Here is a 15,062-nt window from a genome sequence, read left to right on the forward strand (position 1 = left end):
CGATGCATAGCATAAACATCTGTATAGAAGCTTTTGGTGCAATCGAAAAACAACTTCCTCAAGGGCTAACTTTTGAGTGTGATTTGAATGCAACAGTTGCTGAGGTCTTAAATATGATTGTGCAGACCTGTCCGCAAGTTGAAGCAATGCTAGAGCGCTGTGCCTGTGCAATCGGCGAAGACATTATCTCTAGACAACACCATTTAACGAAAAATAGCACTGTTGTGTTGTTGTCACCTGTCGCAGGAGGTTAAAACTCATGCTCAAAGATTTTTCGCGTATTCAAAGTGAATTATTTAGCCAAGCGCTATTTGATACAATCCATGCTTTTCCAGAATGTGGTGGTGTGGGAGTATTTATTGGAACTGTACGTAATCACCATGAGGGCAAAGCGGTAAAAGCATTGAAATATACCGCTTATGCACCTGTTGCCGAAAAAATGATTCGCCAAATTGAGCATGACATTCAAACAAAATACGGCGTGTCTTATGTCAGAGTGGTTCATCGAGTTGGGGCTTTAAATATAGGCGATACAGCAATTATTGCCATGGCCTATGCAGCGCATCGTCGTGAAGCTTTTCAAGCCTGTGAAGAAGCAGTAGAACGTGTAAAGCATGAAGTGCCCGTGTGGAAAGAAGAATTCTATATGGATGGCAGTAGCCAATATGTAGAAGGTTGCTGTATTCGTAAAGACCATGACCCCAACGCGCATACAGGATCTTTAATCGCAGCGACACATACACACTGCTCACATCAGCATGATGAACACCATTTAAGCCAAGATATTGATGAACCAGCCAAAGTGCCCGTTTTCTATCAATGGCCTTTATAAATTTATAAAAATTTTAAATATATTTAAAAAACTAGATTGAGGAAATGCAATGAAAAATGTCGGGATGAAAGCTGAAAGCTATCGCACTGCAATTGCCACAGGGATACTTCATGCACCGGCACATTGCATTGAATTATTAAGAAATGGCAATACCGAAAAAGGCGATGCGCTAAAAACTGCACGGATTGCAGGTATTTTAGGGGCAAAACGTACTGATGAACTAATTCCGTTGTGTCATCCATTGCCCATTTACCGTGCAGATGTCGAATATCAACTATTTGAAGCGCATGTCGAAATTAGTGCAGTGGTCGAAACCATTGGCCCAACTGGGGTTGAAATGGAAGCCTTGACTGCGGTAAGCCTTGCAGGTTTGACTTTATATGACATGCTCAAACCGCACTGTGAACCAGAAGACTTATGTTTGGATCAGGTAAAGCTGCAGAAGAAAAAAGGTGGAAAATCTCACTTTAGTCGTGTGCTTAAAGAAGCTTTGTCCGCATCTATTATTGTGCTTTCAGATACTGTTGCTGCAGGTAAAAAGCCAGATACGGCGGGGCAGAATGTTTTAGAAATTTTAGAAGAAGCAAATTTTAGCAACATCAGCTATCAAGTTATATCAGATAGTCCTGAACAACTTTTGGCTTTGGTTGAACAGCATAAAGCGCAATATCCGCTAATTTTAACTGTGGGTGGTACAGGCTTAGGTCCGAAAGATTTAACTGTAGAAACACTTCAGCCTCTGTTACAGCGTGAAATTCCCGGCTTAATGGAGGCTTCGCGAAGTTTTGGACAAAAGCGGACGCCTTATGCGGCTTTAAGTCGAGGTATTGCAGGCTATATTGATCAAAGCCTTGTCATTACCTTACCAGGGAGCCGTCAAGGTACTAAAGAATCTTTAATTGCCATTTTACCCGCCTTGGTTCACTTATTTGATGTGCAAAAAAATATCCCTCATGCAGGAGGATATCAATGAATCAATCGGTCGGACATTTAGCCTGTGGTGCGGAAGCTGGATTAATTTCAATTGATCAAGCCTTGGCACTTATTTTTAAGAATGTACAAAGCCTAGGTACAGAAACGGTCGCTCTTTCTGATGCCTTAAACCATTTTCTCGCGGAAGCTGTATATTCAAGTCTTAATTTACCCATGTTTTCACAAAGTGCTGTCGATGGCTATGCAATTTGTGCGACAGGCGATGTACATGCACACACAGAATTTGAACTAGTCGGTGAACTACGCGCAGGTCAATTGGCAAATATTTCCCTGCGTGAAGGTCAAGCTGTAAGAATATTTACGGGTGCAGCAATTCCACAGCACACAACGACTGTTGCACGGCAAGAAATTGTACAAGCCTATGCAGATAAAATTGTGCTAAGCCATGATTTAGCCACACATACCGATATTCGAGATATAGGTGAAGAAATTGCACAAGGTCAGCGATTGGCAGAGCACGGTCAACAGCTGAGCGTCGGTGCTATCGCAGCCTTAAGCATGGCGGGAGTTAGGCATGTACAGGTTTATCGTTATCCGAAAGTTGCAATGGTGATTACAGGTGATGAAATTGCAATGGAGGCCAGCGATTTAGCTACGGGTAAAATCTTTGATGCCAATGCACCGCTCATTCAAGCATGGTTTAAAGCACGTAATCAAAAGGTCAGCATATTTCATGTAGCAGACGATGAAGGCGCGGTTTCAGCTTTATTCGACCAACTTAAAAACCAATATGACCTGATCATTACGACTGGTGGTGTATCAGTAGGTGATTATGACTTTGTCCGTCCTGTGGCCCTAAAGGTTGGTTTTGAACAAATCTTTTGGAAAATTAAGCAAAAACCTGGCAAACCCATGTTTTTTGCGCAATATACAGAGCGCAATTTGCATCATTGCTACTTGCTCGGTCTACCTGGAAACCCTGCTGCAGTTTATGTAGGCATGCAAATTTATGCATCCACTTTACTCAATGCGCTACAAAATCAACAACAACAACCGAACTGGTTTAGTGGGCAAATGACCCATGCGCTAAAACCTGATGCACGTGAACGTTTTTTACGTATGTCTGTTCAATTTGAACAAGGCATCCTTCGTTTAAGCAATTTAACAAAGCAACAATCACATATGTTAAGCAATCTAATGTATGCCAATTGTTTGGTACGTGTACCTGCCAACCAGAGCATACAGATTGGGCAATGTCTAAATGGCATTTTTATTTAATTTCTAAATACATCATGGCTATGTATAAGGGCTCACTCATCCTATAGGAATTACCAATGCGTTTACCTTCTACTCTCATCATAGGGTTGTGTGTACTGTCGAATATCACACACGCTGAAACTGTAAAAATATATGCTGCTGCAAGTTTAAGTAATGCAATTACAGATATTGCAACACAGTATCAAGCCAAGCACAGTGATGTGAAAATTGTTCCTGTGTTTGGGGCATCTTCTGCATTAGCCAAGCAAATTGAAGCAGGTGCACCCAGCGATATTTATTTTTCTGCAGACCAAGACTGGATGAGTTATTTACTCAAAAAACAGAAAATACAGGCAAACTCCATTCACACGCTCTTATCTAATGATTTGGTTTTAATTGGCCCCCGCACAAGTACGCTCAAAATAAAAACTGTACCAGAGTTTGCCTTTGCACAATCATTTCAGGGACATCTATGTACAGGTCAAATGGAATCTGTGCCAGTTGGCAAATATACCAAACAGAGTTTAATTAAATTAAATTGGCTCAATAGTTTGGCTGGCCGAATTGTGGGTACAGATGATGTACGTTCTGCATTGGCATTTGTAGAGCGTGGGGAATGTACCGTGGGTATTGTCTATCGAACAGATGCCATGATTAGCAAGAAAGTGAAAATACTCAGTGTGTTTCCAGCGAATAGCCACCATCCGATTGAGTATCCTGTCGCTTTAACCCTACAAGGTATGCAAAACAAAGATGCTGTAGCGTTTTATCACTATTTAAAAACACAAGAAACCGCAAAACACATTTTTAAACAATACGGTTTTAAGCGCTAAAGGCTAGGGTGATGTAATGCTAAGTCCTGAAGAGTGGAGCGCCTTATATTTATCGGCCAAAGTGGCTATGTGTGCAACGCTTTTTTGTCTGCCTTTTGCCATAGCCTTGGCTTGGGTACTTGCTCGGCATGACTTTTATTGCAAATTTTTAGTCGAAGCTTTACTGCAGTTACCAATGGTTTTACCCCCTGTGGTGCTGGGTTATATGTTGCTGATTGTATTTGGTGCAAATGGCTGGGTTGGGCAACTGCTTCAGCACTGGGGGATTCAGTTGGTCTTTAACTGGAAGGGTGCTGTTTTGGCCTCCATGATTGTTGCATTTCCTTTAATTGTGCAACCTATTCGTTTGTCTTTTCAAATGATCAACCAAGAATTAGAGCAAGTCGCAGGTTCTTTAGGGGCAAATCCAAGACAAGTCTTTCAAAGCATTAGCTTGGCTTTGGCCTTACCAGGTATTTTGATGGGTAGCATTTTAGGATTTAGCCGTAGCTTAGGTGAATTTGGTGCAACAATTACCTTTGTGGGCAATATTCCAGATGAAACACGCACCATACCAATTGCCATTTATTCACTTATTCAACAGCCCAATGGTGAGCAAGCTGCCATGCGTTTAGTGGTGCTTTCTGTTTGTATTGCCATGTCTGCCTTAATTGCAAATTATTATATTTTACAACGCTTTCAACGAAAGTTAGGAGCCTAGCATGCTTCGATGTGACTTCCATTTTCAATATGCAAATTTTGATCTACACGCTCAAATAGACATGCAAACACAACTGCTGGGCATTTCGGGGCCGTCGGGAAGTGGAAAATCAACTTTCTTAAAAAATATAGTGGGATTATTACAGCCCAAAGAGGGCTTTATTCAATTGAATGAACATCTGTTAGATGATGCACAGACCCAATTACATGTGCCCATGCACCAACGCCGTATTGCGTTAATTTTTCAAAAAGCGTGTCTCTTTCCGCACCTTAACGTAATGCAAAATTTACAATATTCACTACGTTTTCAAAATACTGCCGAATGCAAATTTAGTTTTGATGAAGTGGTTGAACTCCTCGAAATAAAGCCACTCCTTAAGCGTCGTGTCAATCAGCTCTCTGGCGGAGAAGCACAGCGAATTTCAATCGGACGAGCGCTACTATCTTCACCAGATTTACTTTTGCTTGATGAGCCTTTAACAGGTTTAGACCGTAAATTAAAAGACCAAATTTTACCGTTTTTAAAAAATATTAAAGCGCAAACGAACTTGCCAATAATTTATGTCACACACCATTTAGAAGAACTCAGCTATTTGGATGCACAGGTGATGTATATGGATCACGGAAAAATAACTTAAGACACATCAATATTTCAAAATTGGACAGATACACATGGACTTTTTACCAATTTCACTCAAACTGCAACATCAACCTTGTTTAATTGTCGGTGGCGGAGCCATTGCATACCGTAAGGCACAACTTTTGGTGAAAGCAGGGGCAATTATTACAGTAATTGCACCAACGATACATGATGATTTATTGGCATTAGTAGTCGCGTCTAAAGGTCAATATATTGCCCGTGAATTTCAAGCCGATATTGCGCTTACAGAATATCGGTTGGTGATTGCTGCCACGAACTTGCATGCATTAAATGCAGAAATATATGCCTTAAGTGAATGCCAAAATGTGTTGGTTAACAGCGTGGATGACGTTCCACATTGTCGCTTTATGTTACCTGCAATTATTGATCGCTCACCTTTAATGATTGCAGTGGCCAGTAATGGGACTTCCCCAGTACTCACCCGACAAATACGCACTCAACTTGAATCAACAATACCGCATGAGCTTGGGCGTTTAGCAGAATTTTCTGGAAAATGGCGTAGTGCTGTAAAAGATAAAATAAACACCGCAGATGAACGCCGTATCTTTTGGGAAAACTTGTATGCTAGTCCTCTACGAGAACAGGTTTTTAGTGGCAATATTGCTCAAGCAGATCAACTGATTACTGAAGCTTTAAAACATTGGCAAAAACCGAAAGGGGAAGTCTATTTAGTAGGTGCTGGGCCAGGTGACCCAGAGCTATTAACACTCAAAGCCTTACGTTTAATGCAACAAGCGGATGTGATTATTTATGATCGGCTGGTTTCTGCACCCATATTAGAACTATGCCGACGCGATGCAGAAAAAATCTATGTCGGGAAAGCGCGCTCTAACCATAGTGTACCGCAAGAAGGAATTAATGCTTTATTGGTAAAATATGCTTTAGAAGGCAAACGTGTTTGCCGGCTGAAGGGGGGCGACCCCTTTATTTTTGGTCGTGGTGGAGAAGAGTTACAAGAGCTTTGCGAGGCAAATATTCACTTTCAAGTGGTACCTGGTATTACCGCAGCCTCAGGTTGTTCTGCTTATGCAGGTATTCCCTTAACGCATCGTGATTATGCACAGAGTGTTCGCTTCTTAACAGGACATTTAAAAGAAGGCTCTCCCGAGTTGCCGTGGTCTGAATTGGTGTATGAAAATCAAACACTGGTACTGTATATGGGTTTAATGGGGCTAGAAACCATTTGCCAAAAACTTATTGCGCATGGTCAACGTGCTGATATGCCAGTGGCGCTCATTTCAAAAGGCACCACACCTGAGCAAAAGGTAGTGGTCGGAACATTAGCCGATATTAGCGCTAAAGTGCTTGAGCATGAAATTCAAGCACCCACACTTACGATCATTGGTGAAGTTGTCAACTTACGCGAACAACTCAATTGGCAGCATCAATTGAAACAGCTGTAAGACTTTAAAACTGTTTGTTTGCCTAAGCATAGTTTGACTGACATTTCGGTTGTACTGTTATTAGGCAATAGACATGCCTTTTACTTCAAAAGCGGTTTAAACGATTAGCAAGGCGCTAGATTCTTGCTCATAAAGCGTATATTGATGCACATAACCAAGGCCAATGCTCAATATGTCAAAATTGATTGAGTGAAGATTTAAAAAACTCGACCAATTGACCGAAAATGCACTTGTTATGCGCCATAAAATTGTCAATACTCACGCCCTAAATTTCAGTCTTAAAACTTTATTAAACCACTACAGTTTAAGGTCGGGTCAAGTTGTGAAAGCGTATCATTTTTCATTATCTCAATTACAAAAAGCATTATTGGCCGTAGGCGCACTTTCAAGTCTAGGACTGAGTACTACACTAACACATGCAAATGAAGAGCAGCCACAACAGTTAGACACGATTCATATTAGTGCACCAACTAATCCAGTGCTTAAAGAAAGCATAAATTTAACAGGATTTCATCAAGAAAATCTGATTGACATCCCAGCATCCATAAGTCGTATTAGTGCCGAAACCATTGCAAATCAACAAGCTAAAACACTGGCAGATGTGGTAAAAAATGACGCTGCTGTAGGTGAGGGTTATGCGCCCATTGGTTACTATGCCAATTTTGTCATGCGTGGTTTTTACCTTAATCTTGGCTCTAGCTATTTAATGAATGGCAATTTACTGCGTGGCGAGCAAAATATTGCACTTGAAAATAAACAGCAAGTCGAAATACTCAAAGGGATTAGTGCAATACAAAGTGGTATGTCTACACCGGGCGGTGTGGTTAATTATGTAACTAAACGCCCTGAGCATATACGTGCACTGACTTTAGATGCAGATAGCTATGGTGGTCACCGCATTGCAGCAGATATGGGAGATTTTTTTGGTACAGAACAGCAGTTTGGTTACCGTTTAAACCTTGCCAAAGAACAAATGCATCCCAATGTAGAACATGCTATTGGTCAACGCCTGTTTGGTTCATTGGCTCTTGATTGGAAGGTTTCTGACCGCTCAAAACTTGAGTTCGATATCGAATCACAACGTCAGCGTCAACGCTCCGTACCGGGATATCAGCTTTTGGACAATGCGACTGTCCCTAGTGATGTGAGTTGGGATCGTTTATTGGGTTATCAAAGCTGGACTAATCCCGTAACCAATACCAGTTTAAACAGTAATTTAAAATTTAGTCATCAAATTAATGATTTATGGAATGCTTATGCCAATGCATCACAAAGTCGTACTGTAGTGGATGATTATTCGGCTTTTCCATGGGGATGTTATGATGCAATATGCCAAAGTACAGGCTTTGGCAATACCTTTGACCAAAATGGTTACTATGATCTTTATGATTACCATAGCCCGAACGATAGCTATTTAAGTAATCAATTTAAGACTGGCTTAAATGGTCAATTTGCGACGGGCGATTGGCAACATCAGTTAAATGTAGAGCTGACACATACCTACAAAAGACATGCACAATATGATGCAGTTAATGAATGGATTGGTACGGGAAATATTCATCAAAATGTGGGGGATGTTACACCTACAACCGTTAGCTTAGGCAATCATTATAAATCTTTAGATAGCAAACAAACTTCGTTAAATATTTCTGATCTCATTGATTTAAATGCAGAATGGTCAGTACTTGCTGGCGGAAAACTGCTTCATTTAAATGAACAAGCATTTGATGCAACACAAACCCAATTACGTGATACAGACATCAATCGATTCTTGCCTCAGCTGGCATTGATGTATCAACCTTGGCAAGGCACACATATTTATGCATCTTATGCTAAAGGTTTAAGTGATGGTGGCCAAGCGCCATGGTTTGCCAACAATAATTTTGAAACATTAGCCCCAATTTATTCCACGCAATATGAGTTAGGTCTAAAGCAACAATGGCAAACATTACTTTTCACTGCTGCACTGTTTGACTTAACCCAAGACCATCAATATACCAATACTGCTTTGGATTTTGTCACGCAGGGTGAACAACATAATCTTGGGCTTGAGCTGGGCTTGCAAGGCAATGTTTCACCTAATTTAGAGTTGGCATCCAGTGTAGCCATTACCCGCGCACGTTTAAAAGGCACGAATACCTTAGAAAATGAAGGCCATCAAGCTCAGAACGTACCTAAATTACGCTTTGCTAACCATTTGACATATCGCGTAGCGCAAGTTGAAGGTTTAAAGCTTTTGGCGGGCATGCAATACAGCGGTCGAAAAAATGCCAATAAGCTGGGCAATGTATCTGTGCCAAGCTATACCTTATTTGATTTAGGCGCGATATATCAGTTTAAAACCAATGACTATGCACATTCGGTACGCTTAAATGTAGAGAACGTTTTAAATAAAAAATACTGGCGTGATGCTGGAGCATACTTTGGCGATGATTACTTATTTTTAGGCACACCACGTACAGCGCAGTTATCGTGGACTGTGAACTTTTAACTTCGTTAATTTAAGTATTTAAAATATGTCTCATCAGCAATTTGGTGCGATGTAAATAAAATTATTAAACATTGAATTGAGCAGATGGGGTGTAGACTACCATCTGCTTTCTTCATTTCATCTGAAGAACAACAAATTTGAATAGGGTCTCATCTCCAATGAATGCGACACCTAGCGTCAATTAAGGAGAACATGGATGCAGCTTAAAAATTCTGAACTGCTTAAAACACAAATTTATATTAATGGCGAATGGTGCAATGCATCTGATGGTCAAAATTTTGCTGTGATCAATCCAGCCACTGGTGAAGAAATTGCACGCGTGCCAAGTGCCAGTACTGAACAAGTAGAACAAGCGGTAGAAGCTGCAGAAACAGCTTTAGTTTCATGGAAACAAACGACTGCCAAAGAACGCTCCACTTTACTGCGCAAGTGGTTTGATTTAATGATGGCGCATCAAGAAGATTTGGCTGTCATTTTAAGTACAGAACAAGGTAAACCACTGAGCGAAAGTCGTGGCGAAATTGCGTATGGCGCAAGTTTTATAGAATGGTTTGCCGAAGAAGCAAAACGCACCTACGGCGATGTGATTCCACACGACAAACAAGGTCGTCGTTTGGTTGTTATTAAACAACCGATTGGTGTTGTTGCAGCCATTACCCCTTGGAACTTTCCCAATGCCATGATCACGCGTAAAGTCGGTCCTGCATTGGCTGCAGGATGTACTGTTGTCATTAAACCTGCCTCTGAAACACCATTATCTGCATTGGCCTTGGTTGCACTCGCAGAACGTGCTGGAATTCCAAAAGGTGTAGTGAACGTGGTTACAGGTAGCTCACGAGATATAGGTGCCGTGCTGAGTTCACATCCAGCTATCAAAAAAGTTTCATTTACTGGTTCAACAGCGGTTGGTAAGTTATTAATGGCACAATGTGCAACCACCATGAAAAAAGTGAGCATGGAACTCGGGGGGAATGCACCATTTATCGTATTTGATGATGCTGATCTTGATAAGGCGGTGCAAGGTGCAATGGCGTCCAAATTCCGTAACTCAGGCCAAACCTGTGTATGTACCAACCGTATTTTGGTTCAAGACAGCATTCATGATGCCTTTCTTGCAAAATTAACTACTGCTGTAAATCAATTAAAAGTTGCTCCAGCATTTGAAGCAGGTGCAGAGCAAGGGCCATTGATTAATGAAAAATCAGTGGAAAAAATTGAACAGCACATTGCCGATGCAGTCGCAAAAGGTGCAACGGTAGTGACTGGCGGTCAGCGCCATGCTTTAGGTCATACCTTCTTTGAACCTACAATTTTATCTGGTGTGACTCAAGCGATGTTGGTTGCCAAAGATGAAACTTTTGCGCCACTGGCTCCAGTATTTAAATTTAGTACAGATGCAGAAGCGATTCAGATGGCAAATGATACCGAATATGGTTTAGCTTCTTATATTTATACCAATAACTTAAGTCGAGCGTGGAATATTTCAGAAGCGCTAGAGTATGGAATGGTTGGAATTAATGAAGGCCTCATTTCTACGGAAGTTGCGCCTTTTGGTGGTATTAAAGAATCGGGGACTGGCCGTGAAGGTTCTAAGTACGGCATTGAAGACTACTTAGAAATTAAATATATGTGTATTGGTATTTAAACGCCGTATCTCAAATAAAAATAAGGATCTCATGATCCTTATTTTTCATTTAACTCAATGCATTTACATATACGAAGTGGCAAAAATCCACTGCAAATATCTACATTAGAACCAATCAATCTGCATATTTGAACAAGTCGTATCAAACTGCATGAGTAATTTTGCATAATGCTCAATTTCTGGTAATTCCCACTGTATATAATATTGTGCAGCCTGTAACTTACCCTTAAGGAAGCTAATATCTTCATGATTTTCAGATTGTCCATAAGTCATAAGTGCCTTATTACTCATTTCTAACCAAAGCCATGCCACAATCACTCGGCCCATTATTTCTAAAAATAGTGCTGAGTTTGCCAATGTTTCATTCACTTTGCCTTCGTGTAAAGATTGCCCCAAAACAGCAATTGTTTGTTGTAGCGTATTTAAATGCACTTTGAATATTTTGGCCAAAAGTGCAACTTCTTCAGAGGTAGATGCCTCCAAAGTTTGCTGAATACGTTGAAGCAATAACTCTAGGCCAAGACGATGATGTTGCCAAAGTTTTCGGCCCAATAAATCTAAAGACTGTATACCAAAAGTGCCTTCATGAATCGGATTGAGACGATTATCTCGATAGCACTGCTCTACAGGGTATTCACGAGTATAGCCTGCACCACCCAGCACTTGAATGGCTAAATCATTGGCTTTTGGCCCGTATGCAGAAGGAAACGATTTGACTACTGGTGTAATCAGGTCTAATAAAATGGCACTGTCTTCATTGCCATTGGCTTGGTGTTCATCAATTAAACGTGCAGCAAATAAACACAGCGCAAGCGAGCCTTCAACATAGCTCTTTTGGGCCAATAGCATACGCTTTACATCCGCATGTTCAATAATATTAACTGGTTTTGAGTGGCTAGTTTTATCTGTAGGTAAGCGTCCTTGCGGTCGATTTTTAGCATAGGTTAAAGATTCTAAATAACCACGATAACCAATCATGGATGCGCCAAGTGCAACACCGACTCGGGCTTCATTCATCATTTTGAACATGTACTTAAGGCCATGGCCAGCCTCACCAATTAAATAGCCAACACAATCATCATTTTCACCAAAACTTAATACGGTTGAAGTTGTGCCACGGTAGCCCATTTTATGCAGTAAGCCTGCTAAATTAACATCATTGGCTTCGGCTAATGTGCCATCGGCATGTGTGCGAATTTTTGGCACAATAAATAGAGAAATGCCTTTGGTCCCACTAGGTGCATCTTGAATACGTGCAAGTACGAGGTGCACTATATTTTCAGTAATGTCTTGATCTCCACCAGAGATAAACATTTTTTGACCTTTAATTTTAAAAGTACCATCTTCCTGTGGAATTGCTTTGGTGCTTAAATCACCTAAAGAAGAACCTACATCTGGCTCAGTGAGCGCCATAGTGCCTGAAAAACGACCATTCAGCATGGAGGGTAAAAACATTGCTTTTTGTTCTTCTGTTGCAAAGGCATGAATTACATTGGCCGCCGCCGAAGTTAAAAAGCAATAGGCCACAGTCGAAGGGTTCGCTGACATAAAAAAAGCATTACAGGCCATGTTTAAAAGCGTAGGTAACTGCATACCACCATCAGCATAATCATGTTGTGCGCATAATAAGCCTGCATCGGCAAATTGTTTCCATGCAATTTTAACTTCATCAATGGTAGTAACTTTTTTACCATCAAATGTGGGTTCATGATGGTCTGCTTTTGCGTTATGTGGTGCAAAAAAGTCTAAGGCGATGCCATGTGCTGTATCTAATATACTGTTAAAAGAGCTTCTATCATGGTCTTGATAGCGCGGAAATTCTGTTAATTGCTCGGCATTAAATACCTGATATAAAAGAAAGTCCAAATCTTTAAGCTGAATTAAAGGCCCCATGTGCATCATCCTGAATCGTATTGTATATACAAAGATTAGCAGTTGAATTTTAATTTGAGGATTGTCAATATTGACATCTATGGATGAAAAAACGACAAGATATGATCAAAATAGCCGTATTAGGATTTAATGGCGCCTTGGCATCAGCCATTACAGGCATTGTTGATATGCTGAGCTTAGTCGGTGTCAGTTGGCAAAGAATACAAAATATCCCTGTACATTCTTTATTTCAGGTGAAAATTTCTAGCCCCAATGGGCAACCCTTGGATTGCATTAATGGTATGCACATTGCGGTTAAACATAGTTATGCCGATGTGATGGATGCGGATGTATTTATTGTACCAACCATTGGCCGAGAAATTATCCAAACCCTAGAAGCCAATACGGCGCTCATAACGTATTTAAAAAACATTCCAACACCTCAAAAAAGTATTGCTGCCAACTGCACAGGCAATTTTTTTCTAGCAGAAGCAGGCTTACTGGATGGGAAAACTGCGACCACCCATTGGGGCTATGCTGAGTTTTTTAGCCATCGTTATCCTTTAGTCCATTTAAATAGGAACTTACTTATTAGCCGAGATGGTGAAATTTATTGTGCAGGCGGGGGCTTAGCTTGGTTTGATTTAGCCTTACATTTAACTGAGCGTTTTTATGGAATAGAAACAGCCATACAAACAGCAAAGGCTTTTGTTTACCATCGAGACGCTTTGCAAACTTCTTATTCTTTACTCAATATTGCCAAAGCGCATCAAGATCAGTTGGTTAAAAAAGTACAAATTTATTTGTCTGATCATTTAAAACAAGAACTCAACTTTGATGACGTTGCAATGAAGTTTAATGTGACCAACCGTACCTTGATTCGTCACTTTAATACGGCGCTTGGGCTTTCTCCACATCAGTACTTATTGGCTTTACGGATAGAAGCTGCACGTAAATACCTTGAGGAAACACAACATTCCATAGAGCAAATAATGCAACACGTCGGCTACAGCGATGCCAGCTCATTTAGACGATTATTTAGAAAAAAGACGGGGTTAACACCTGTTGAATATCGCAGACATTTTAGTCGACAAATTATACATCGCTAATATGATGATGCATGTTATGGATGATTAGCACAACCTGTTCATAGAAATAAATAAACTTCTCGCTTAAGCGACAACAGCAAATCACACATTGAGTCATAGACCACAACATTTAACGCAATGTGTGATTGAAATAAATCCATATTTTTATTTTTTTCGTATATTTTCACCCATTTTCAGTACAGGTTTCATCATGCTGTGTTTAAAGCGGGTGGCAAAATTTGCTGATGAAAATTGTTTTAATTCAGGAATGTTTTGTTCCTGCCCAATTTTAAATTGCGGAAATAAACTCAATGCATTATTACGCAGTATTTGATGTTTCATATCTGCATCAAATACTTTCAGCTCATCAAAATTTTGTTTTTGAATGATCGACAATTGCTTAGGTGCAAAAGGAAAATCACTGCCAAAAAGAATATGACTTGGGTCGACCAACTCACTCAGTGCTGCCATAGCATAAGGTGATGGTGACAGCGCCGTATCAAAATAAAAACGGCGGATATAGTGTAAAAAGCCTTGTGGGGTCTTTTCCGCCATTTCCGGCATCATATTGCAAAGTGAGACGCGCCAAGCCACATAAGGTAGGAAACCTCCAGCGTGTGCCAAGATCCAATTAATTTTTGGAAAGCGTTCTAATACGCCAGAAGCAACCAGATTGACCGAAGCACGTGTGGTATCGCATAAAAATTCTAAAATAAAACCGGGAATATTCAAATTGACTTGATTACTCGAATCATGAATATTGGGGTGAATAAATACCGTCGCACTGCGTTCATTCAGCACATGCATCAACTCTTCAAGTTGTGCATCTCCCAAAAAAATACCTTCAGTACTGCCCAAAAGCACAATACCATCGGCTTTCAGTACATCTAAGGCATACTCCGCTTCTTTGCAGGATTGCTCGGTAAAAGGCATCGGTAAGGTTGCAAAGGAACCAAAACGGCTTGGGTATTTTACTTTTAGCTCTGCAGAAAATTCATTACAAGCACGGGCAAGATCACAAGCTTCATCAAGATTGCCTAAATAAACCCCAGGTGCAGACAAAGAGGTGATCGCTGTTTGTGTCCCAATCAAGTCCATTGCCTCCAATGAACGTTCCGCACTCCAAGGCGGTAAAGGTGCACCCGCGACTTTATTGATGCCATGTTTTTGCATAGCTGCGGTAAAAGCAGGCGGGATCACATGATGATGCACGTCAATATTCAAATTATGTTCAGGTATTTTTGACATTGGATGTCCTTATCTTTTTGATTGCAACTGTGCAGGCGTTTTCTAATTTCGTTTTAATACACGGTTTTAAAAGAGGATGTGTTGCAGAGAAATGACAAGC

General features: G+C 40.6%; 13 protein-coding genes. 11 read left to right on the plus strand and 2 right to left on the minus strand.

Features of this window, described 5'->3' with window-relative positions; all coding sequences use genetic code 11:
- Positions 1–2: 2 nt before the first annotated feature.
- The 10 genes from HYG93_RS08175 (at position 3) to HYG93_RS08220 (ending at position 10,754) form a co-directional block, all read left to right on the plus strand.
- A complete protein-coding gene (locus HYG93_RS08175) occupies positions 3–254 on the plus strand; it encodes a MoaD/ThiS family protein (RefSeq protein ID WP_106984341.1) in 252 nt (83 codons plus the stop codon).
- A 5-nt stretch (positions 255–259) separates the two neighbouring features.
- On the plus strand, positions 260–832 hold the full coding sequence (locus HYG93_RS08180) for a molybdenum cofactor biosynthesis protein MoaE (RefSeq protein WP_106984340.1): 573 nt from the start codon (positions 260–262) through the stop codon (positions 830–832).
- Positions 833–881: 49 nt separating this feature from the next.
- Complete coding sequence (gene moaCB / locus HYG93_RS08185) at positions 882–1,805, plus strand: bifunctional molybdenum cofactor biosynthesis protein MoaC/MoaB (protein ID WP_178962284.1); 924 nt, start codon at positions 882–884, stop codon at positions 1,803–1,805.
- A complete protein-coding gene (locus HYG93_RS08190; protein ID WP_106984338.1) occupies positions 1,802–3,043 on the plus strand; it encodes a molybdopterin molybdotransferase MoeA in 1,242 nt (413 codons plus the stop codon). The genes moaCB and HYG93_RS08190 overlap by 4 nt, the downstream gene beginning before the upstream one ends.
- Positions 3,044–3,099: 56 nt before the next feature.
- Positions 3,100–3,855: a molybdate ABC transporter substrate-binding protein gene (modA, locus tag HYG93_RS08195; RefSeq protein ID WP_106984337.1), complete on the plus strand. Its 756-nt coding sequence runs from the start codon at positions 3,100–3,102 to the stop codon at positions 3,853–3,855.
- Positions 3,856–3,871: 16 nt separating this feature from the next.
- Positions 3,872–4,555, plus strand: a complete 684-nt coding sequence (modB, locus tag HYG93_RS08200) for a molybdate ABC transporter permease subunit (RefSeq protein WP_106984336.1) — start codon at positions 3,872–3,874, stop codon at positions 4,553–4,555.
- 1 nt (position 4,556) lies between these two features.
- Positions 4,557–5,192: an ATP-binding cassette domain-containing protein gene (locus HYG93_RS08205; RefSeq protein WP_106984335.1), complete on the plus strand. Its 636-nt coding sequence runs from the start codon at positions 4,557–4,559 to the stop codon at positions 5,190–5,192.
- 34 nt (positions 5,193–5,226) lie between these two features.
- Positions 5,227–6,618, plus strand: coding sequence for a siroheme synthase CysG (gene cysG, locus HYG93_RS08210; protein WP_106984334.1), 1,392 nt, complete (start codon positions 5,227–5,229; stop codon positions 6,616–6,618).
- A 322-nt stretch (positions 6,619–6,940) separates the two neighbouring features.
- Complete coding sequence (locus HYG93_RS08215) at positions 6,941–9,109, plus strand: TonB-dependent siderophore receptor (protein ID WP_178962286.1); 2,169 nt, start codon at positions 6,941–6,943, stop codon at positions 9,107–9,109.
- Between the two features lie 196 nt (positions 9,110–9,305).
- Entirely contained in the window at positions 9,306–10,754 is a 1,449-nt protein-coding gene (locus HYG93_RS08220; protein WP_120363742.1) for an NAD-dependent succinate-semialdehyde dehydrogenase, read from the plus strand.
- Between the two features lie 105 nt (positions 10,755–10,859).
- On the opposite strand, the gene HYG93_RS08225 is transcribed toward HYG93_RS08220, so the two are convergent.
- Positions 10,860–12,647, minus strand: a complete 1,788-nt coding sequence (locus HYG93_RS08225; protein ID WP_178962288.1) for an acyl-CoA dehydrogenase — start codon at positions 12,645–12,647, stop codon at positions 10,860–10,862.
- A 101-nt stretch (positions 12,648–12,748) separates the two neighbouring features.
- On the opposite strand from HYG93_RS08225, the gene HYG93_RS08230 reads away from it, so the two are divergent.
- The gene (locus HYG93_RS08230; RefSeq protein WP_106984430.1) at positions 12,749–13,735 is read left to right on the plus strand and encodes a GlxA family transcriptional regulator; all 987 of its coding nucleotides are present in this window, start codon (positions 12,749–12,751) and stop codon (positions 13,733–13,735) included.
- A 144-nt stretch (positions 13,736–13,879) separates the two neighbouring features.
- Here HYG93_RS08230 and HYG93_RS08235 read toward each other — a convergent pair whose 3' ends face one another.
- Positions 13,880–14,962 (minus strand): amidohydrolase family protein, encoded by a 1,083-nt coding sequence (locus HYG93_RS08235; protein WP_120365555.1) that lies wholly within the window; start codon positions 14,960–14,962, stop codon positions 13,880–13,882.
- Positions 14,963–15,062 lie beyond the last annotated feature (100 nt).

This window comes from Acinetobacter sp. SwsAc6, from assembly GCF_013391565.1.
Taxonomy (GTDB): Bacteria; Pseudomonadota; Gammaproteobacteria; order Pseudomonadales; family Moraxellaceae; genus Acinetobacter; species Acinetobacter cumulans.